This is a genomic window from Microcystis sp. M31BS1 (genome assembly GCF_020245285.1).
GTDB lineage: Bacteria > Cyanobacteriota > Cyanobacteriia > Cyanobacteriales > Microcystaceae > Microcystis > Microcystis panniformis.
In genome coordinates, this window is record NZ_JADBVE010000159.1 from 1 (window position 1) to 19,449 (window position 19,449).

Consider the following 19,449-nt stretch of genomic DNA (forward strand, 5'->3'; position numbering starts at 1 on the left):
AATCTACTTTACCTTTGGGAACAATTACTGAAAGAATAAATACTTCCACTTCTAACTCAGAATCAGCAGAAATATCTCTCAAACCAGAGACAAAAGTTACTGCTATTGAACAAGGACAGTCTTTAGTTAGTAACGAAGCAATAACCAATCCTTTAGTATTCAGAAAAAACTGGCAGCAGCCAGACGAAACATCTGAGGAAAAAAAGATAGATTCTTTAACAGCCACTTCGGGAGAATCTACTTTACCTTTGAGAACAATTACTGAAAGAATAAATAATCCCACTTCTAACTCAGAATCAGCAGCTACTTTAGACCAATCAGAGGCAATAGTTGCGTCAACAGAAGGAGAAACAAAAGTTACCTCAGTGGAATTAGGACAACCTCAAGTAAGCAATTTAAGCACAGCAACCCCCTTGTTGCTGCGGCAAAGCTTACAATCGCTAGATAAAGAATCTAACCGACTAACAACAGGTTCAGGTACAATACACAGAGAGGCGATCGGAGGACAAAAACAGTCAGGAAATCAAGCAAATAGAGATATTGCCGCCGTTAACTCCGAATTAGCAACAACTTCGATCGCCGTCGTCCCAGAAATTCCCTCTAGAGAGGTTCCAGGAAACCTCCCAGTCCCGACCAATCTGGTTTGGCGTAAAACTACCAGTGAACCAGCGAGGACAGTTTTCTCCGCCGCCAACAACGGCTATACTGACTCCTCTTTGCCGTCAGTCAGTATTCCAGTCAATCCTAATCGTCCCAATAGCCTGCGCCAGATGTCAAATACGACTTCCGAGATGGAAGCTGTGCCATCAAATCCTGCTATACCAGCGATCACTCAGACACCAAACCAGACTCCGGTAGTTAATGTTGCAGACATCGCCGAACAAGTCAGCCGTCTGCTGTTTCGCCAGTTAACCGTTGAACGTGAACGTCGAGGAATGAGCCAATGGTACTAGAAACGCCTACCAAATTAAAGATTAAACCTCTACCACCGTCTAAGCTGCCAGAAATTACGGTGCAATTCAATCCGACTGCCTATTCAATTACCAAACCAGTCACTTGGAGTTCGCAAGTATCTGCTAGTACTTCAACAGCCACCAAAGGAGAGCAATCTACCGTCCAGAGAAATTTGAATGCACCAGTTTTGCAGTTTGGGGGAGGAGGAAGTCGTACCCTTGTTTTAGAACTGTTTTTTGACGTGACCGAACCCGTTGAGGGTAAGCCAGTAGATGACGTGCGCCAACTCACCAATAAAATTGTCAAGCTGACGCGCATTGAACGGGATACCAATCAACCGCCAATTTGCACAGTGTCTTGGGGAAACCCCCTTGATCCTCCTGAGTTTCCCTTTATTGGAGTGGTGACTAACTTGGTGCAGAACTTTACCCTCTTCAAAAGTGATGGCAAACCCCTACGCGCTAGGCTGACAGTGACTTTTACTGAATGGATTGATCGAGAAAAAGACCTCAAACAAACTGATCCCGAACAAACGACACGCCTAGTCAAGCGAGGAGACACTTTAAGCAGCCTAGCGGCGGAAGTATATGGAGATCCCAATCTCTGGCGCATTATCGCCCAAGCAAATAATCTAGACGATCCGCGCCATTTAAAAGTGAGCAATCCTCTAATTATTCCGAAACTACGTTGATGAATTATGAATTATGAATTATGAATTGGGAATTGGGCAGGTGACAGAGTTATATGGCAGCGAACAGAAAACGGGGAAAAAACTAATCTAAAATCTAAAATCAGGAGAATTATCGATAATGCCGACAACGAGTACGCCAAATTTGCTGTTACCGAGTTTTGCTCTGAAAATTGGCGGTTCACCACTGCCAATTGAGACAGAAATTCAGGTTATTAGCATCACCGTTGAGGATGACCTGACTCTACCCAGTATGTTCACAGTGGAACTGACTGGACTTGAAACTCAGAATAGTCAGATTTCCTTACTCGATGACGCTCTTTTTGCTCTTGGTACCGAAGTAGAGGTTAAACTGGGTTATGGGGGCCAAGTGGCCACCTTAATTAAGGGAGAAATTACCGGATTAGAACCAGAATTTACGATCAATCGCCTGCCTAGCTTTATCGTACGCGGTTACGATCGCCGCCACCGACTACAAAGAGGACGCAAGACTCGTACTTTCCTCCAGAAAAAAGACAGCGACATCGCCGCTCAAATTGCCAGTGAAGGAGGACTTACTGCCAAAGCCGAAGATAGCCAAGTCACCCATGACTATATTATGCAGGCTAACCAGACCGATCTGGAATTCTTGCAAGCACGAGCGCGGCAGCTCCAGTATGAGGTAGTAGTAGAGGACAAAACCCTCTTGTTCCGTCCGGTAGGGAATGCCAGTAGCGCCGTCTTAACCCTGACTCTGGAAGATAACCTGCTGGAATTTTATCCCCGCCTCTCCTCTCTCGGACAGGTGAACCAGGTGTCAGTGCGCGGCTGGAGTGCCAAGGACAAGCAAAAAGTTCTTGGACAGGCTAAGGCAGGGGATGAAGTCTCGACGATGGGGGGACAGTCGAGTGGTGCCAAGCTTAGTGAGAGTGCCTTCGGTGAGGGGATAGGAGGCATTAGCGATCGCCCCGTTGCCAGTCAAGCTGAAGCTGATCAATTTGCTAAAGCTCAATTTAATCGGGAGGTACTGGGATTGATTACTGGTCAAGGCATTTGTCGGGGTAATACCCAAGTGCGGGCCGGTAAAGTCATTGAGATCGATGGGATTGGTCAGCGATTTAGTGGACTGTATTACGTCACCGCGGCCAGCCATCGCTACGGACCTCGCGGTTACTTCACCTATTTTACAATTCGGAGGAATGCAATATGAATCTCTTTGAGGTGACAGTAGATACGGAAACTAGGGAAGCGATCGCCGGTCGTATTTTCGGAGTGGTCGTAGGTATAGTTACCAACAATAAAGACCCGGATAACTTAGGTCGAGTCAAGTTGAAATTTCCCTGGCTTAGCGATAAAGATGAAGATGAAAGCAACTGGGCGAGAATTGCTGCCCCAATGGCCGGCAAAGAAAGAGGGATCTACTTTCTCCCAGAAGTAGATGATGAAGTTCTGGTAGGTTTCGAGCAGGGAAACCCGCGTTTTCCTTACGTTTTGGGGGTTCTTTGGAATGGCAAAGATGCACCTCCAGCTAATAATAGCGACGGGAAAAATAACCTGCGGCTGATCAAATCTCGCAGCGGTCATGCCATTCGTCTCAATGATGAAGATGGCAAAGAAACTATTGAGATTATCGATAAAAGTGGCAATAACAGTCTAATTTTCGATACATCTAATAACACAATTACTATTACTGCTGACAAAGACATTACCATTTCTGCTACTAAAGGTACGATCAAACTAGACGCACAAAAAATCGAAATTAAGTCTTCCGCCGACAGCAAAATAGAAGCTGGTGCAGGCATGGATATCAAAGCCAGCGCCACCATGAATCTTAAAGGCGCAACTATCAACCTCAATTAGTTTTAAATCTAAAATCTAAAATCTAAAATCCATTATGGGACAACCCGCAGCTAAACAAGGCGACCAAATTATTGCCACCGACACCCACATTATCATGGTGCCAGCACCGCCGGGACCACCAGTTCCGACTCCCCTTCCCCACCCCTTTATTGGCATCATCAACGGCAACCTCAGTGCAGATGTCAAGATTATGGGGATGGCAGCCGCCACCGTGGACAGCACGGCAGACAACACTCCGCCCCATATCCCGACCCCTCCTGGTACGGCATTCCAGAACCCTCCCGCCAACAAAGCCACCATTAAAATCGGTAGCCCAACCGTCAAGATCAACGGTAAGATGGCAGCGCGTAACAGCGATACAGCCCAGACGTGCAATGATCCAGCCGATTTGCCCGTAGGACAGGTTATTGCTGTCGGTACTGTCTTAATTGGTTAAGGGGAGGATGGAGATGGAGAAATCTTTTTTAGGTGTTGGCGTAGGATTCCCCATTCAGGTGGATTCGGGGGCGCTCAAATGGGCAAAGTACGAAGAAAGCGTCCGTCAGTCCATCTGGATCATTCTGGGAACGGCTAAGGGCGAGCGCGTGATGCGCCCTGATTTCGGCTGCGGGATTTACGACCTCGTTTTTGAAATGAATACGGCAGCCACCGCTGGCAAAATTTCCCAACAAGTGCGAGAAGCTTTGCTCTTGTTCGAGCCTCGCATTGATGTACTAGACGTTCAAGTTATTTCCCAATCCGACAGCGACGGAGAAAAACTGCTCATCAGTATTGACTATCAGGTGCGAGCAAGTAATAACGTTTTTAATCTCGTCTATCCGTTTTATTTAGAAAGAATGTAATTCCTAATTCATAATTCATAATTCAATGGTTAAATCAGCCCCGAAAATTGACAAGCGCACAGCAACTGAGATTACCCAGCAGTTGCAGGAATTACTGCTTGAATATGCACCCACTTGGCAGGAATCTGAAATAGATCCAGTAACAGGCAAGAGACTGCCGAAAAAGGGGACTATCAGTGCCGTCTTGATTGGCACCTTTGCCCGCTTTGCCGAAATTATCATCGAGCGCTTGAACCAAGTCCCGGACAAGAATTTCTTGGCATTCCTGGACTTGTTAGGAGCCTCCCGCCTCCCACCTCAAGCCGCTCGCACTCCCCTGACCTTTTCTTTGGCGGCTGGCTCTACAGTGGATGTAGTGGTTCCAGTGGGAACTCAGGTAGCCGCTCCCCCAGCGGAAGGGGAAAAAGCCCCAGTCATCTTTGAAACAGAAGCGGAATTAGTAGTTACCGCCGCTCAACTCACCTCCGTATTTGTGCGGGAGCCGCAGCAGGATACCTGGAGCGATCGCACTGGGTGGCTGACGACCAAAACTGCAACTGCGGGTTTTGTCTTTCATGGCGATGCGGGAGTCGAACACAGCCTGTACTTAGCTTGCGATGACCTATTCACCCTACCAGTTGCTAAAACTGTCACCTTAACAATTCAATCTGAGGAGGCTCAGAGGTTAGCAGGACTCCCCTTGACTTGGTCTTATTGGGATGGTAAAGATTGGCGGCAAATCAGTCAATTGGTCAGTAATATCTCAGAAAATAACCAAAGTTGGCAAGTATCAATTCCTAACTTTCCCGTTCCCGTTAAACAAATCATCAATGGCGTAGAAGCGTCCTGGCTGAAAGTTGCGCTCAATCAGCCTTTTACCGCCGGATCTGACCCCTTACCAAGTATTCAATCTATCACTGCTAGTGTTAGGGTCAATCAGTCGAATTTACTACCCGATCTCGGTTTTATTAATTCTTCACCCCTCGACCTAACTAAAGACTTCTCTCCCTTTGGCGAAACCCCCCGCCTCAGTGACACACTCTACCTAGCTAGTCAGGAAGTCTTTTCCAAAGCCGGAGCTAGGGTAACAGTCAACATCACCCTCAATGAAACTGTCCCCGTCAACAGCGAAAATGAAGTTGAATTAGCCTTCGATACTTGGGATGGTAAGGCTTGGCAGCCATTATTGGTAACTCCCAGTAGTCTAGCAACTGCCAAATTCAGCCAAAGCGGTTCAATCACTTTTACTTTGCCCAATCAGATAGGATTAGGTGAAGTTAATGGCAAGAATAATTATTGGATTCGCGTGCGGATTGTTCGGGGAAACTATGGCACGGGTACTTCCTCTCAACCCCCTACTTTTACTACCCTCAGACAAGAAATTAGGGAAAACACCGAGCAAATTATCGTCAACAGTAGCCGGGGGTTTATGCCAGGCGATCGCATCCAAATTGCCACGGGAACTAACACTCAGGAGGTCCGAACTATCGGGGTTGTTAATACCTCAAATAATAGCCTGACCTTGACAGAAGCCCTACAATCGCCTCATCCAGTGGGGACAGGAGTATGGTTAATTTCTAACACCCTTTCTCCCCCTTTGCTCAAATCCCTAACCCTAAGTTATACATATAATGCTACTCAGTCCCTTTCTGCTTGTCAAACCTACAATAACTTTACCTACATTCAACAGAAAGAACAACCATTTATTCCTTTTGAAGCCCTCACAGAATCTCATCCTTCGTTATATCTAGGATTTACCCTCCCGCAAAATCGCTCCAAATTTCCCAATCGTCCTCTGAGTCTTTTTGTCTCCTTAGCAGACTTGAAATATGGGGAAAAATTTATCCCTCTTTCTCCTCCCTACAGTCGTCAAGTTGCGACAACCGGAATAGTCACCCATCCTATATGGGTAACAAATGATACGGAGCAATCAGTCACTTGGCGAGTGGAAATTTGGGGCAATAATTGGGAGACGACAATCTCAGAGGAAGGGACTTCAATTACTCTTGCTCCTGGGGAAATAAAATCCTTAAAAGTGCAGATTACTATTCCCGAAGATCTCAATCAGGAAAACCGAGATATTGCTTTCCTCCGCCTGAGCCGTCCTGATACTTTTGCTACTATTTATACTGCTACTTTAGAAACTTTTGTGGCAGACCAACTACCGCCAATGTCGCCAGTCCGGTTATCTTGGCAATATTGGAATGGACAAGCTTGGTCCAAACTTACGGTCGATGATGGCAGCGAAAATTTCACCCTTTCAGGATTAATTAAATTCTTGGTTCCGGCTGACTGTCAAACTAAAGCCGAGTTTGACTTATCGGAACGTTACTGGTTACGGGTACAGTGGGAAACAGGAGACTATCTCATTGAACCTAGAATCATCAACCTTGCCCTCAATACAACTTTTGCCAGCCAAACGCTCACGATTGTCAAGGAAATTTTAGGTTCTAGTAACGGGTCAGAAAATCAAATTTTCCAAACGACTCGCTTTCCCGTCCTGCAAAACCCACAATTAGAGGTCAGAGAACCAGAAAAACCTTCAGAACTAGAGCTAGAGAGACTAAAACTGCCAGGAAATAGCAACCCGATTACCCCAACTCCCAATTCTCGAGAAGTCTGGGTACAATGGCAGCAAGTTCCTGATTTTTATGGCTCAAGTTCCCGCGATCGCCACTACGTCCTCGACCAGCTTACGGGCAAAATTCGGTTTGGTAACGGACGCAACGGGCTGATTCCGCCTCTGGGAACTGGTAATCTAAGGATAGCGCGGTATCAGACAGGCGGTGGCAAAGCGGGGAATAAACCTGTTGATAGTATTGTGCAACTGAAGACCACAGTTCCCTACATCGAGAAAGTGACCAACTTACAAGCGGCGGTGGGTGGAGCAGAAGCAGAGACCCTGGAATCCCTGCGCGATCGCCTCCCTGAAACTATCCGTCACCGCGATCGCGCCGTCACCCTAGAAGATTACGAAGACTTAGCAAAACTGGCTTCCCCAGAGGTGGCAAGGGCGAAATGCCTACCTCTACATTGGCTAGGAGATCCACCTGAGCAAGCACCTAGACGGGGAACAACCAGCATCATCATCGTACCGCGCTCTGAGGCGCTCAAGCCTCTACCAAGTCTGGAACTGATTAGCCGAGTTGAAAAGTTTCTCAGAGCGCGTGCTTGTCCAACTGTCGAGATTCTGGTGGTTGGGCCTCCTTATATCCCAGTAAGCGTTAATGTCGAAATTGCTTTGAGTTCACTCGAAGGAGCCAGTGCTGTCGAACAAGCAGTTAAAGCAACCCTAGAGCAATTTTTACACCCCCTGACGGGCGGATTAGATGGCAATGGCTGGGATTTTGGACGCGAACCCTACAAATCCGATTTTTATGCCCTATTAGAAGCCGTCCCGGGGGTCAGTTATATTCGCCGCCTCCTGGTCGATGATGGCAGGGTTTCTCAGGAGGTTGAGGCGATAAGAAAGACCGGCCGTTTCTTAGTCTATTCTGGTACTCACACCATCAGCCTATTTTTTGAGGAATCTTGAGGAAGCTTGCAGTTTTTGAAGATTGAAAATTAATTAAATTGTGAATTATTTACCATGCCTTTAGAATTGCCTAACTTAGATGACCGCACTTATGAGGATCTTGTTGCCGAAGCCCTCAGACTGATTCCTAACTACGCCCCGGAATGGACAAATTATAATCCCTCCGATCCAGGCATTACCCTGATTGAAATGTTGGCCTACTTGACGGAAATGTTGCTGTATCGGCAAAATCGAATAACTGATGATAACTTGCGAACATTTTTGCGGTTGCTTAATGGACCTGATTGGGTTGCCGAGCAAAATCAGGATTTAGCACAAGAAATCCAGGATGCTGTTTTAAATTTGCGGGATGAATATCGAGCAATAACGGCTGAAGATTACGAAATTCTAAGTCAGGAAAAATTTAACATCTGGTTAGTGCAGATGCAGCAAGAAGAAAAGGCGGACAAATTACTTGAAAAATCTCTTAAAGACCGCTGCAAAGAATGGTGGGATACTACTAATTTAGAGGTAAAAGAAGAAAATTTACCCTCAAAAGTGAGCCAAAAAATTAAACGCGCTTACTGTGTTCCGCAACGCTATTTAGGAGCAGGGAGGGAAGAAGAAAAGAAGCAAAGTAAACCTAACTATGTTAGTGTTCTGATTCTACCTGATAAAGATAGTGACAGTGCCAATCAATTAGGACCCCAACCAACGACTCTACTACGAGATGCACTTCAGGGATATCTTCAGCAACGGTCTATCCTCACTACTCGCCTGTCGGTTGTCGGTCCGACCTATACTCCTATCAGTGTGGAAATTCTCGTTGCTCGTCGCTCTGATGTACTCACTGAGACAGTCAGCAACGGCATCGTCAAAGCTATGCAGCAATTCCTTGACCCGGAAAACTGGCCTTTTAGTCGAGATGTTCACGTCTCGGAGGTGTATGAATTACTAGAAAAAATTGACGGAATTGATTATTTAACAGACGTTCTACTTGTCAGCGAGTGCCAGCCAGAAGATCAACATTGCCTAGCAACAGAAACCCTCTGGAATGATCGGGGGGAACCGATTGGACTGGAACTGTATGACCATTATCTGCCGGCAAACCGCCTCAAACTAGACCAGATAGCGATCGCACCTAGTGCTAATTTTTTGGTAGTGCAGTTAACAATTAAAGTTAGGGCTGCTTCTGGAGCAAATCCTGACTTACTGAAGCGAGAAATTAAAAGCCAAACCCGAGCTTTTTTCCATCCTTTATATCCAACAATTTGCGCTCTAAATCCGACTGGTGCAACTAACATGAAAATTGAAGTTACCGCCACCCAAACAATCAAGCTGAGCAGCCTGAACTTAGTAGATTCTCAGTATCTTGAGACAAATTCTCTTGAATTAAATTTGGCAACAATTATTACTGGTATTGCTCAGGTTACTTCTATTCAATTATCCAGCGACCGCAACCAAGAACCAGGGGGATGGCTGTTAATCAAAGCAGGAGAAGTGATTGATTTGCGATCGCTGGTTGAGGTGAATTCAGCTATTACTGGTTGAGCAAGTAAGTGATCAAACAATTTTTTCTGGAGGGGATTTTATGACAATCAATGAAAGAACTGGACAGGCAAGTAGTTTACTAAATTACCTACCGGCTATTTTTCAAGAAGATAGTGAAGCTAACCAGCCGAATTTTCTCGGTCGCTTCCTACTGGCTTTTGAAAGAATTATCCTTGGTTTAGGAGAAGTATCCCTAGAAGTCCCCCAACCGGGTCTAGAAGAAATTCTGGGGGGAGGAAACATTACCGATTTAGACAAGCTACTCAATCCAGCTAGTAGCGGAACAACCCAGTTAGCGGGAGTGTATCGGTATTTTGAGGCTGGAGCCAACTTGAGTGCCTCTCAACGCGCTCCCAGCGACCCCAGGGACAAAGACTTCGACTTCTTACCTTGGCTGGCTAGTTGGGTAGCCTTGACTCTGCGGGATGATTGGGAGGAAAATAAGAAACGACTGTTAATTGCTAGGGCGACTCAATTGTATCGGCTGCGAGGCACTAAACGCGGTTTAGAAGAAGCTTTAATTATTTATACCCAAACGGGGGTACAGACGACATCTGATGTTGGTGTGCAGGTCAATGAACTGAACGCGCCATTTCAGGTAGGTGTCCATGCTACCATTGGGAAAGATACCATACTTGATGGTGGCGCTCCCTTCTTCTTTTGGGTGCAAATTGTTTTGCCAACGGCCAATCCTGAACGGCGCAAGCAACAGCAAGAGATTGTTACCGCTATTGTCGATTTACAAAAACCAGCTCACACTGACTATCGCCAACCGATTACAGTAGTAACGCCTGTATTTCGGATTGATGTTAATTCCACTGTAGGCATCGATACTCTTTTAGATCCGCTTTGAAGATAACCGACCTAACACTATCTGTACTGCAATCTAAACTTACCCAAGGAGACGAAAGATGGCTAACCCAATCAAACGCTTAAATTACTTTAACGGGCAATTCCTGCGAGCCCCCGATTTTACTGAGGAACAAACCTATCACCTAGAGATGAGACGGCGACACAATGAGAATCTCCACACTTGGGGCATCGCCGATGGCTTAAAATTACAATATACTATTGGTTCGTCCCAGATAGAAATTGCTGAAGGCATGGCGATTGACAGTGAGGGACGAGAGATTGTGCTAGTGGAGAAAGCTAATAAAGATTTATCTGGCTTTGTTAATAAAACGGTCTATGTTACTATCGCCCACGAGTATAAGCAAGTCGATAAGACGAATGAAACGGGAGTAGAAGGCTTTACCCGCGTACAAGAAATCCCCACCATTAATATAAGTGAAAATCCCCCTTCCGCTGATCAATTGAGTCTGCAATTAATCTTGGGGCGGGTGACAGTGAACTCTGAGGGCAAAATTACAGCCACCGATGAAGGAGAGGGAGTCAATCGGCGGCGTGCTGCTGGGGTTGTTGCTGGCGATTTAGAAGCCCGTAGTCTCACTTTAACTGATACTAATGTTGACCCCTCCCAATGGTCCCGGATGCGTTTAGGAGCCGCCGGACGAGCCGATTTACAAAGTAACCTGAGAGTTACTGGTAATCTGGAAGTGACTGGGACAGTGGATGGTCGGGATGTTTCTGCTGATGGGACTGAGTTGGATAGCCACACCAGTAACACCAATAACCCCCACCAAACAACCGCCGCCCTAATTGATAATCAGGGAGGAACGAACCGCCTTGTTACTCAGATTAATGCGAGTACAGGGGTGATTAATGAGGCGAGAATTGACCCAGCAATTGCCCGGGATAGCGAGGTAACGACTCTTTTCAATACTCACGCTAATCGCCTCGATAATCCCCATAGTACAACGGCGGCTCAGGTGGGTGCTTTGCCAACTACGGGAGGCACCATCAGTGGTGCATTAACTGTCACCGATCAACTAACCGTTAATGGTGGAGCCAAATTTACCGGGCCAAAGACTGGCTATGTAGTAGATGCCTTCGTCAACGCCAGTGAACAGCGATTGAGAACGGGGGATTTAGTGACATTAAAAGGCACACCTATCCATCATTTTTACGGTGATAACAACAAAATCCCAGTTCCTGAAGTGACCTTGGCAGACACAGAAAATGATAGCCGAGTTATTGGGATTGTTGACCGCGAAAGCATACCCGATCAAAATTCTCCTGATACTAGAGTTGAACCTGATGATCCGACGTTCGTAGAAAATGGTGGCGAATTACTGGTAGTAACTCTTGGTGCTTACGCCCACTGCAAGGTCGATGCTACCGAAGCCCCTATTGAAGTGGGTGATTTGCTCACCTCATCTAATAATCCTGGACACGCCAAGAAAGCCACCGAACCCAAACTTGGCAGTATTATTGGCAAAGCCTTAGAATCTCTCAAAGAGGGAACAGGTTATATTGCTGTATTTGTAAATATTCAATAAGGAGGGAGTTATGTTGATCGCATTTTTTAAAGTTCCCCTATCTGTCGAACCGAAACCGGGTGGCGAAGCCGAAATTCTTGTCCCTAAAGTTTTACAGGGTCTCAATTATGCTTTCGTCATCATTAAAGAAGGGGCTACCGAGGGAATTGTTCGAGTGGAGACAGCCAACGCTGATTTAGGGAAAATCGAAAAAACCCAGAATTGTCAAAAACTATCCTCCAAAGAAATGAATAAACTGTACGACAGTTATCCTCCACCTAAGCTCAAGGAGAAATATAAAATGGGACTTCAAAGTCAAGCGGTTGGCGAAGGGGAAACAGCAGGAGGACTATTGGAGACAGATGAGCAAGGCAACCCAATTGTTATCAAATTGCAGACAGTTCGCTCTGGATTTTACCTGATTGATGTGCCAGTTTGTGGCAGAAATTGAATGGTTAATTAATGAATTAAAAATCAGGAGGCAATTAAGATGGCTGACCAAAATCTCAAAAGTCTTGCGTTTTTTCAGGACGATCTTCTCGAAAATCAATGGCCTGTACTTAGCTGTAGTGCAGCCAAAGAGTTACAAGTCGATAGCAAAATTAAAACGACAGATTTACAAGCCAGTGGCATCGTACAAGCACTCACCTTTCTCGGAGATGGCTCAAACTTAACAGGAGTTGTGAAAAACCTCGACCTGGCAGTGAAAAAAGCCGGGGATACGATGACCGGGGCGCTGACGATTCAAAATAATCTCACCGTTACTGGCACAATCTCAGGCAATATTGATGCTGAAAATATTACTTCGGGAACGTTAAGTGTTGACCGCATTCCTAACTTAGTAGCAACAAGAGGGGAAAATACCTTTACTGGGACGCAAAGTATCGAGGGCAATTTATCAGTACAAGGAGAGATTAAATGGGGGAATAGTAGATTGCAACTCGATCAAGGAGGTAGTATTGAGCTTGGTGGAGATCCCTCTACACCAGGTAGTGGCAGACCCTACATCGACTTCCATTTTGCCGGAGTGGCAGAAGATTACAATGCCCGAATTATTAATGATGACAATGGCAGACTTTCCCTAATTGCTAAAGACGTTTGTGTCGTCGGAAAATTCACCAACAGTTCTTCCAAGGAATTAAAAGAAAATATTGAACGGCTTTCCATCCAAGAAGCAGTTCAAACTTTAGCAGAACTTAATCCCGTTAAGTTCAATTACAAAACTGATAGTGACCAACGTCAAAACATCGGATTTATCGCTGAAGATGTACCGGAATTTTTGGCAACCTCTGACCGAAAAGGAGTGAGTGTCATGGACATCGTTGGCGTATTAACTAAAGTCTTGCAAGATCAACAAATCACCATATCTGTATTAACAGAAAAAATCAAAGCTTTAGAACCGCCAATCCAAAAATCTTATTAAATTAAGGAGGCAATTAAGATGGCTGACCAAAATCTCAAAAGTCTTGCGTTTTTTCAGGACGATCTTCTCGAAAATCAATGGCCGGTACTTAGCTGTAGTGCAGCCAAAGAGTTGCAAATCGATAGCAAAATTAAGACCACAGATTTAACTGTTACTGGCAATGTCGGCATTGCCACCACCGCCGCTCCTACCGCAAGATTAGAGGTCAATGGCAATGTAAAAGCTACCTCATTTCTCGGGGATGGCTCAAACTTAACGGGAGTTGTGAAAAACCTCGACCTGGCAGTTAACAAAGCCGGGGATACGATGACAGGTCCTCTGACAATTCAAAATAGTTTGACTGTTACTGGTAATTTATCAGTAACAAATGTCTTAGAGATTGGCGGAGGAAACTTGGATCGTGATTGGATGCAAAAAGGAATCAATATTACTTGGGATAGTGATAGTTTATTTATTGGCTTAAAAGATCAAGGACCTAACCGAAAAGATGCGGTGATTGCTTGGGGTGATGATCTACAAGATGACTTAAGATTTGTTAATGTGCTACACGGAGGAGACGTTCAAGGTCAAGAAGTAATGAGAATTAAACCCAGTGGGAATGTCGGTGTCGGAACTGACAGTCCTTCCGAAAGATTAGAGGTCAATGGCAATGTCAAAGCTACCTCATTTCTGAAGTCTTCTTCAAGAAAGTTAAAGGAGAATATTCTGAAAATTTCTCCTGAAGAAGCTGTTGATGCCTTAGCTGAACTAAATCCCGTTAAATACAATCTGAAAGACGATAAAGATAAGAATTTACATCTTGGCTTTATCGCAGAAGATGTTCCAGATTTAGTGGCATCTCGTGACAGGCAAAGTATCAGTAATGATCATATTGTCGCATTGCTAACTAAAGTCATTAAAGAGCAAGAAAAGAGGCTCTTAGAATTAGCAGAAAAAGTTGAAATCCTAGAGAAAAAATCTTAAAGATGATTAGTGTGATCGCTGCTCTTGTAGAGTGCGTTAAAAAAGTAACACACTGCCAACCTGAAATACCACTCTTTTTTTTAAGAAAGTTTTGTTCAGGAAGCATTGAAAAGAGTGTAGGGTGCGTTAGGCGGCTATCAATTTGGTCAAAAAACCAAAATTAATAATTCGCCGTAACGCACCACTTCTGTAATCAGGGACGACTAAAGTCGTTACTACGAACAGGGAAGTTTGTACACTGGACTTTCTAATGCGGAGGTATTATTACATGGAAAGAATAGATTATTACCATCACTGAATCAACAAAAAAACTCTGTGTCCTCTGTGTCTCTGTGGTGTTTATTAGAATTTTATTTGAACAATAAAAGGCGGTGAGTGTAAATGGCTTATGGCAATTTCAAGTTAGATGAATTAGTAAAACTTTTTGGTTTAACTATTCGGGAAAAATCTGAATTATTCGCCTCCATTCCAGAAGTAGAGGGTAGTGAATATTTAATGACAACCCTCCAGGAAACAGTCGATTTAGCAGTAGCTATCAACACCGAAAAAGCTCGTTCAGAAATGATTATTGCTCCTGTCTTATTAGAGTTGCGAAGAAAATTAAAACACCAAATTAGTCTATTTTCTGGAGTTGACTTTACTGTCGATTTCAGCCAAGGCTTGAACGGTATTTGCGACTTTATTATCAGTAAAAATCCAGAACAGTTATTTATTCGTCAGCCGATTATCACAATTGTTGAGGCGAAAAATGAAAACTTAAACTCAGGATTTGGTCAGTGTATTGCTGAAGCAATCGCCGCTCAAATCTTCAACCAACAGGAAGGTAATGAAATTTCTGTCATTTACGGAGTCGTGACAATTGGAACTATCTGGAGATTTTTAAAACTTGTAGGTAAAACCGTTCAGATTGATTTGAGTGAGTATTACATTAAAGACATCAACAAAATTTTAGGCATTTTATACCATGCTATCTTCAATGAAGAGCCAGGAGAGTAGATAATTTATGAAATCGGCGATAATTAATCTGCCAAACCATTGCAAAATCAGCTTTTATGTTATGACCTAGGTTAGAAGCAAATTTTTCCAACGCATTATTCCTATGAAAAAACAAATCAAAGAACGCCTCGAACAACTCAAAGCAGAATATGAATCTGGTCAAAAAATGTTAGCTGATTTAGAAACACAAGGGTCGAATCTAAGGACTACCATGCTTCGTATCAGTGGCGCTATTCAAGTATTAGAAGAGTTACTCGCTAAAACTGAGGAAGAAGAAAATCTTGACGTTGTTGAAATAGTAGAATCTCTCTCTCAAACTAACTGAAGTATTTAACATTTAAAAAAACTCTGTGTCCTCTGTGTCTCTGTGGTGTTTATTATGGTTATCGAGGCTAATAAAGCCTGGTTGGAAAATCTATTACCAGCTTTACAGTGGTTAGACAAACTGCTAGAAAAAGCAGTGGTTGCCGCTCAAGCAATCTATGCCAAAGACCCAACAACTGAAGCCTATCAAGGTCTTTATCTCACTCAGGAAGATGTCGAGAAATTGTTAGTGCGCCAGCCAGGAGATCCTGTCCTGAAACTCAGAGGAGAAGCTTGGGAGCCATCCTTTTCTGAGTTAGCCGACAAAGCATCCCGCCTAGCCTGGCTCAAGCAAACCTTTGACCTGTCCGTCTTCGACCTAGCGCTAGTGGTAATTGCCCTCGCTCCCGAACTCGACCTGCGCTACGAAAGGCTTTACGCCTACCTCCAGGACGACGTAACTCGCAGGCGACCCACAGTAGATCTCGCCCTCAACCTGCTGTGTTCTTCAGCCCCAAGCAAGCTGTGGCAAAGGTATCGGGTTGCCCCAGACGCGCCCCTAATCCGCCATCGACTGTTACATCTGTTGGCGGATCCCCATCAGGTGCAGCCTCCCCTACTTGCTTGTTACCTCAAGCCTGATGAGCAGCTAATCCGTTACCTGTTGGGACAGGAGGGACTCGACTCCCGATTGGCCACATTCTGCCAGATAGTTAAGCCGATTCCAGAATCAGAGTCACTGTCGTTAGATGCCAAAATCCAGCAAGCTTTGCTCGCCTTAGCACTCCAGGCGAGGGAAGCCAATCAGCCTTTACACCTTCACTTTCACGGTCCCCAGGGAGTGGGAAAGCGCCAAGCAGCAGAAGCGATCGCTCTCAAGTTGGACATGAGGCTGTTAGTAGCAGACATCGCCACAGCGATCGCCGCGAAAACCGAGCTAGAGTCAATCTTGCCCCTGCTCTTGCGAGAAGCCCAGTTTCAAGATGGGGTGCTGTATCTTGAGGGAATCGACGCACTGGGTTCCCAAGAGCAGATAAGCAACTATCAGCGCCTATTGCAGGCGATCGCCCAATTTCCCAGCATCGCCATCTTCGGAGGAGCAGGGCCAAACTTGTCAGACATCCCCGGCTCCACCCGCACGATTCTTCCCGTCTCCTTTCCCCTACCCGACTTTGCCCAACGTCGGGACAACTGGCAAGCCTATCTCTCCCAATCTGGCATTAGCCGACCGGCCCAGGAGTTAGATACCCTCGCTGACCGTTTCCGCCTGACTCCTGAACAAATTGGCGATGCAGTCGCCTCAGCCCAGCACCAGGCTCGCTGGCAGGCGGCCCAGGCATCCCAGGAACCCCCTCATTCCTTAAGCTTAGAAGACCTATTTGCTGCTGCTCGCGCCCACTCAGGTCAAGCCCTGACTTCCCTCGCCCGCAAAATTTCCCCTCACTCCACCTGGGCCGATCTGATCCTCCCGCCCGAGGGACTGACTCAACTCCAAGAAATTTGCAATCAGGTCAAATACCATCACCTCGTCTGCGGTCAGTGGGGCTTCGAGCAGAAACTCTCCCTCGGTAAAGGGCTAAATGCCCTCTTCTCTGGCTCACCTGGTACGGGTAAGACAATGGCGGCGGCGGTCATCGCCCAGGAGTTGCACCTCGACCTCTATCAGATCGACCTCTCCCAAGTAGTCAGCAAGTACATTGGCGAGACGGAAAAGAACCTGGAGCGGATCTTTACCGCCGCCCAGAGTGCCAATGCCATCCTTTTATTTGACGAAGCAGATGCTCTCTTTGGCAAGCGCTCCGAGGTTAAGGATGCCCACGATCGCTACGCTAATCTTGAAATTGCCTATCTGTTGCAGAAAATGGAGGAATACGAAGGGGTGACGCTCCTAACCACCAATTTGCGGCAGAATCTAGATGAAGCCTTCACTCGGCGCATCCGTTTCATTGTCGAGTTTCCCTTTCCTGAAGCGGACTACCGCCTGCAAATCTGGCGGCGCATCTGGCCCAAACAGACACCCCTGGCAGCCGATGTGGATCTCGAAGGCATGGCGCGGCAATTCAAGCTGGCAGGAGGTAATATTCGCAACATCGCCCTGGCGGCTGCCTTCCTCGCCGCAGAAAAGAGCCAGTGTGTGACGATGAAACATCTGCTGCAAGCAACCAAGCGGGAGTTTCAGAAGATGGGAAGACTGATTGGGGAGGAGGAGTTTTTGCCATTTAAACAAAAGTAAGTTGGTTTGCCCATTGTTCTGCCAAGTATCATGGATCAAGAAAGCCAAACCGGGATTAATCCAGCCATGCCTGATGACCTTGCCCGACACCATGAGGTGGCAAAGGGCCTAACTTATCTCCATGCACGCACAAATGCCACGGCAGGGCGCACCCTGGAAGCCGCCTCCTTCGTCTATGCGCTCATCGAACTGCTGACAGAAAAAGGCTTACTCGATCTTGACGAAATTGACACAAGGAAAAAGCAGGTAGCCCAACGACTGCTCAAACGTTTCCTGCAGCAAGATCCGGGCGTTTCCTTGCAGGAACCAGAACAAGATAAATATACCTTTTCCCAACCCGTCGCCATTGACTGCGAAAATCGGGTACATTTGTGCCAGGCTGCCTGCTGCAAAATGGTTTTTCCCCTGTCGCGCCAAGACATCGAAGAAGGAGTCATCCGCTGGGAGTTGAGCCAACCTTATGTTATTGCCAAAGGTGCGGACGGCTATTGCCACCACTTTGATCGCCAAGGTTTAGGCTGTACGGTGCATTCCCAGCGCCCCATCCCTTGCCGAGCCTACGATTGCCGCAACGACAGGCGCATCTGGCTCGACTTTGAAAATAAAATTGTCAATCCCAAGCTGAACGAGCCAAACTGGCCCCACAACTTGAGTGCAGCAGAAATGGAACTTCCAGGAGGTGAAATTCAATGATCCACGATCTCGACGATACGCTTAAAGAATTGCTGGTGCAAAAAGTGCCTCTCGATCCTAACGCGATCGATATTAAGTTTGAAGTGCCGAACAAAGACGACTGGAATCCCAAGCCGAATAAGCCTACAATTAATTGTTTTCTCTACGACATCCGCGAGAATCACGAGTTACGCAGCAATGAGCGCTATCTCTCCCGCAACGGAACCACAGGAACAGGAACCGAAAAAATTGCCCCCACTCGTATTGATTTATCCTATCTAATCACCGTTTGGACAACCGATGTCGCCGACGAACATCGACTGTTAGGCAGTATTTTGCAGACCTTATTGAGCTATCCAATTTTGCCAACGGAAGTCCTCAAGGGGCAAATAGCCAATCAATCTCTACCTCTCCGCGCCTGGGTTTCTCAACCTGAACGCACCCCGAATGCTTGGGATTTTTGGGGGGCTCTTGACGGGCGCATGAAAGCGGGTATCAGCTACATGGTGACTGTTGCAGTTGAACCCTTTACAGCGGTTGAGGTTCGTTTGGTAACAGAAAAAGTTCTCAAAGTCGAGCCAAAGTAGGTAGTTAAGCTAATGATGAACAGCCACTCAACCCATGCAATACGAAGCTATCTATGAAAACGGACAAATAATACTAAATCCAGTTATTAAAAACTGATTATTTATTCTCCGTTTTGCATGAGTGCATGAGTAGAAAACGGGTTTCTCCGAGAAACCCGTTTTCTGTGCGTTACTCAACGGATTTAGTATAATGCTCTTGGAGGGACTTTCGGAAATCCCTAACCGAATCTAGGTTCTGAAACCCTTGCTTGACAAGGGAACGCTAACTTTTTTTCTAATAAAAACTCAAATTCCGGGTTTCTGTTAGTTAGCGATAGCTTGAAGGCTTACTCCATAAGAGCAGCAATTCTCATTTTGAAAAAAATCAGATAAAATTCTCTTATTTAAATAGGGTTTGCTGAATAACTGTGAAATACTTATGATATAAGGATTACAGCCATATTAAATTCCCAAAAAGTCAAGAAAAAGGGACAGAAAACGGCTAAAATTGCTAAAATACCCTTGCACTTATCCGACAAGAACATATG

At 45.7% G+C, this 19,449-nt stretch carries 18 protein-coding genes; all 18 read left to right on the forward strand.

Features of this window, described 5'->3' with window-relative positions:
• On the forward strand, positions 1 to 953 hold a 953-nt coding region (locus IM509_RS08895; protein WP_272079319.1), incomplete at its 5' end, for a hypothetical protein.
• Complete coding sequence (locus tag IM509_RS08900) at positions 944 to 1,645, forward strand: CIS tube protein (protein WP_052275913.1); 702 nt, start codon at positions 944 to 946, stop codon at positions 1,643 to 1,645. The genes IM509_RS08895 and IM509_RS08900, both read left to right, overlap by 10 nt.
• A gap of 118 nt (positions 1,646 to 1,763) precedes the next feature.
• Positions 1,764 to 2,831, forward strand: a complete 1,068-nt coding sequence (locus IM509_RS08905) for a phage late control D family protein (protein ID WP_052275912.1) — start codon at positions 1,764 to 1,766, stop codon at positions 2,829 to 2,831.
• Positions 2,828 to 3,481, forward strand: a complete 654-nt coding sequence (locus tag IM509_RS08910) for a phage baseplate assembly protein V (protein WP_052275911.1) — start codon at positions 2,828 to 2,830, stop codon at positions 3,479 to 3,481. The genes IM509_RS08905 and IM509_RS08910 overlap by 4 nt, the downstream gene beginning before the upstream one ends.
• Before the next feature lie 34 nt (positions 3,482 to 3,515).
• Positions 3,516 to 3,917 (forward strand): PAAR domain-containing protein, encoded by a 402-nt coding sequence (locus IM509_RS08915; protein WP_052275910.1) that lies wholly within the window; start codon positions 3,516 to 3,518, stop codon positions 3,915 to 3,917.
• A gap of 13 nt (positions 3,918 to 3,930) precedes the next feature.
• Positions 3,931 to 4,323, forward strand: a complete 393-nt coding sequence (locus IM509_RS08920; RefSeq protein WP_052278394.1) for a GPW/gp25 family protein — start codon at positions 3,931 to 3,933, stop codon at positions 4,321 to 4,323.
• Between the two features lie 25 nt (positions 4,324 to 4,348).
• The gene (locus IM509_RS08925) at positions 4,349 to 7,837 is read left to right on the forward strand and encodes a putative baseplate assembly protein (protein ID WP_052275909.1); all 3,489 of its coding nucleotides are present in this window, start codon (positions 4,349 to 4,351) and stop codon (positions 7,835 to 7,837) included.
• Between the two features lie 54 nt (positions 7,838 to 7,891).
• Positions 7,892 to 9,367: a baseplate J/gp47 family protein gene (locus IM509_RS08930; RefSeq protein ID WP_072925061.1), complete on the forward strand. Its 1,476-nt coding sequence runs from the start codon at positions 7,892 to 7,894 to the stop codon at positions 9,365 to 9,367.
• 40 nt (positions 9,368 to 9,407) lie between these two features.
• Positions 9,408 to 10,220, forward strand: a complete 813-nt coding sequence (locus IM509_RS08935) for a phage tail protein (protein ID WP_072925059.1) — start codon at positions 9,408 to 9,410, stop codon at positions 10,218 to 10,220.
• Between the two features lie 58 nt (positions 10,221 to 10,278).
• Complete coding sequence (locus IM509_RS08940) at positions 10,279 to 11,766, forward strand: hypothetical protein (protein WP_072925056.1); 1,488 nt, start codon at positions 10,279 to 10,281, stop codon at positions 11,764 to 11,766.
• Positions 11,767 to 11,776: 10 nt separating this feature from the next.
• The gene (locus IM509_RS08945; RefSeq protein ID WP_072925053.1) at positions 11,777 to 12,196 is read left to right on the forward strand and encodes a hypothetical protein; all 420 of its coding nucleotides are present in this window, start codon (positions 11,777 to 11,779) and stop codon (positions 12,194 to 12,196) included.
• A 39-nt stretch (positions 12,197 to 12,235) separates the two neighbouring features.
• Complete coding sequence (locus tag IM509_RS08950) at positions 12,236 to 13,168, forward strand: tail fiber domain-containing protein (protein WP_072925051.1); 933 nt, start codon at positions 12,236 to 12,238, stop codon at positions 13,166 to 13,168.
• Positions 13,169 to 13,186: 18 nt separating this feature from the next.
• On the forward strand, positions 13,187 to 14,131 hold the full coding sequence (locus IM509_RS08955; protein ID WP_185237217.1) for a tail fiber domain-containing protein: 945 nt from the start codon (positions 13,187 to 13,189) through the stop codon (positions 14,129 to 14,131).
• A 381-nt stretch (positions 14,132 to 14,512) separates the two neighbouring features.
• Positions 14,513 to 15,127 (forward strand): hypothetical protein, encoded by a 615-nt coding sequence (locus tag IM509_RS08960; protein ID WP_185237218.1) that lies wholly within the window; start codon positions 14,513 to 14,515, stop codon positions 15,125 to 15,127.
• Between the two features lie 103 nt (positions 15,128 to 15,230).
• Positions 15,231 to 15,452 carry a hypothetical protein gene (locus IM509_RS08965; protein WP_072925043.1) on the forward strand — a complete coding sequence of 74 codons (222 nt, stop codon included), beginning with the start codon at positions 15,231 to 15,233 and terminating at the stop codon, positions 15,450 to 15,452.
• A 54-nt stretch (positions 15,453 to 15,506) separates the two neighbouring features.
• Complete coding sequence (locus IM509_RS08970; RefSeq protein ID WP_081417845.1) at positions 15,507 to 17,663, forward strand: AAA family ATPase; 2,157 nt, start codon at positions 15,507 to 15,509, stop codon at positions 17,661 to 17,663.
• A 30-nt stretch (positions 17,664 to 17,693) separates the two neighbouring features.
• Positions 17,694 to 18,356 carry a YkgJ family cysteine cluster protein gene (locus IM509_RS08975; protein WP_170863894.1) on the forward strand — a complete coding sequence of 221 codons (663 nt, stop codon included), beginning with the start codon at positions 17,694 to 17,696 and terminating at the stop codon, positions 18,354 to 18,356.
• Complete coding sequence (locus tag IM509_RS08980; RefSeq protein ID WP_052275902.1) at positions 18,353 to 18,922, forward strand: Pvc16 family protein; 570 nt, start codon at positions 18,353 to 18,355, stop codon at positions 18,920 to 18,922. Before IM509_RS08975 ends, IM509_RS08980 begins: the two co-directional genes overlap by 4 nt.
• The last annotated feature ends 527 nt before the right edge of the window (positions 18,923 to 19,449 follow it).

Excerpts from the sequence above, each read along its gene's own strand:
- IM509_RS08900 (WP_052275913.1), top strand. The coding sequence starts at position 944 with ATGGTACTAGAAACGCCTACCAAATTAAAGATTAAACCTCTACCACCG.
- IM509_RS08905 (WP_052275912.1), top strand. The coding sequence starts at position 1,764 with ATGCCGACAACGAGTACGCCAAATTTGCTGTTACCGAGTTTTGCTCTG.
- IM509_RS08910 (WP_052275911.1), top strand. The coding sequence starts at position 2,828 with ATGAATCTCTTTGAGGTGACAGTAGATACGGAAACTAGGGAAGCGATC.
- IM509_RS08915 (WP_052275910.1), top strand. The coding sequence starts at position 3,516 with ATGGGACAACCCGCAGCTAAACAAGGCGACCAAATTATTGCCACCGAC.
- IM509_RS08920 (WP_052278394.1), top strand. The coding sequence starts at position 3,931 with ATGGAGAAATCTTTTTTAGGTGTTGGCGTAGGATTCCCCATTCAGGTG.
- IM509_RS08925 (WP_052275909.1), top strand. The coding sequence starts at position 4,349 with ATGGTTAAATCAGCCCCGAAAATTGACAAGCGCACAGCAACTGAGATT.
- IM509_RS08930 (WP_072925061.1), top strand. The coding sequence starts at position 7,892 with ATGCCTTTAGAATTGCCTAACTTAGATGACCGCACTTATGAGGATCTT.
- IM509_RS08935 (WP_072925059.1), top strand. The coding sequence starts at position 9,408 with ATGACAATCAATGAAAGAACTGGACAGGCAAGTAGTTTACTAAATTAC.
- IM509_RS08940 (WP_072925056.1), top strand. The coding sequence starts at position 10,279 with ATGGCTAACCCAATCAAACGCTTAAATTACTTTAACGGGCAATTCCTG.
- IM509_RS08945 (WP_072925053.1), top strand. The coding sequence starts at position 11,777 with ATGTTGATCGCATTTTTTAAAGTTCCCCTATCTGTCGAACCGAAACCG.
- IM509_RS08950 (WP_072925051.1), top strand. The coding sequence starts at position 12,236 with ATGGCTGACCAAAATCTCAAAAGTCTTGCGTTTTTTCAGGACGATCTT.
- IM509_RS08955 (WP_185237217.1), top strand. The coding sequence starts at position 13,187 with ATGGCTGACCAAAATCTCAAAAGTCTTGCGTTTTTTCAGGACGATCTT.
- IM509_RS08960 (WP_185237218.1), top strand. The coding sequence starts at position 14,513 with ATGGCTTATGGCAATTTCAAGTTAGATGAATTAGTAAAACTTTTTGGT.
- IM509_RS08965 (WP_072925043.1), top strand. The coding sequence starts at position 15,231 with ATGAAAAAACAAATCAAAGAACGCCTCGAACAACTCAAAGCAGAATAT.
- IM509_RS08970 (WP_081417845.1), top strand. The coding sequence starts at position 15,507 with ATGGTTATCGAGGCTAATAAAGCCTGGTTGGAAAATCTATTACCAGCT.
- IM509_RS08975 (WP_170863894.1), top strand. The coding sequence starts at position 17,694 with ATGGATCAAGAAAGCCAAACCGGGATTAATCCAGCCATGCCTGATGAC.
- IM509_RS08980 (WP_052275902.1), top strand. The coding sequence starts at position 18,353 with ATGATCCACGATCTCGACGATACGCTTAAAGAATTGCTGGTGCAAAAA.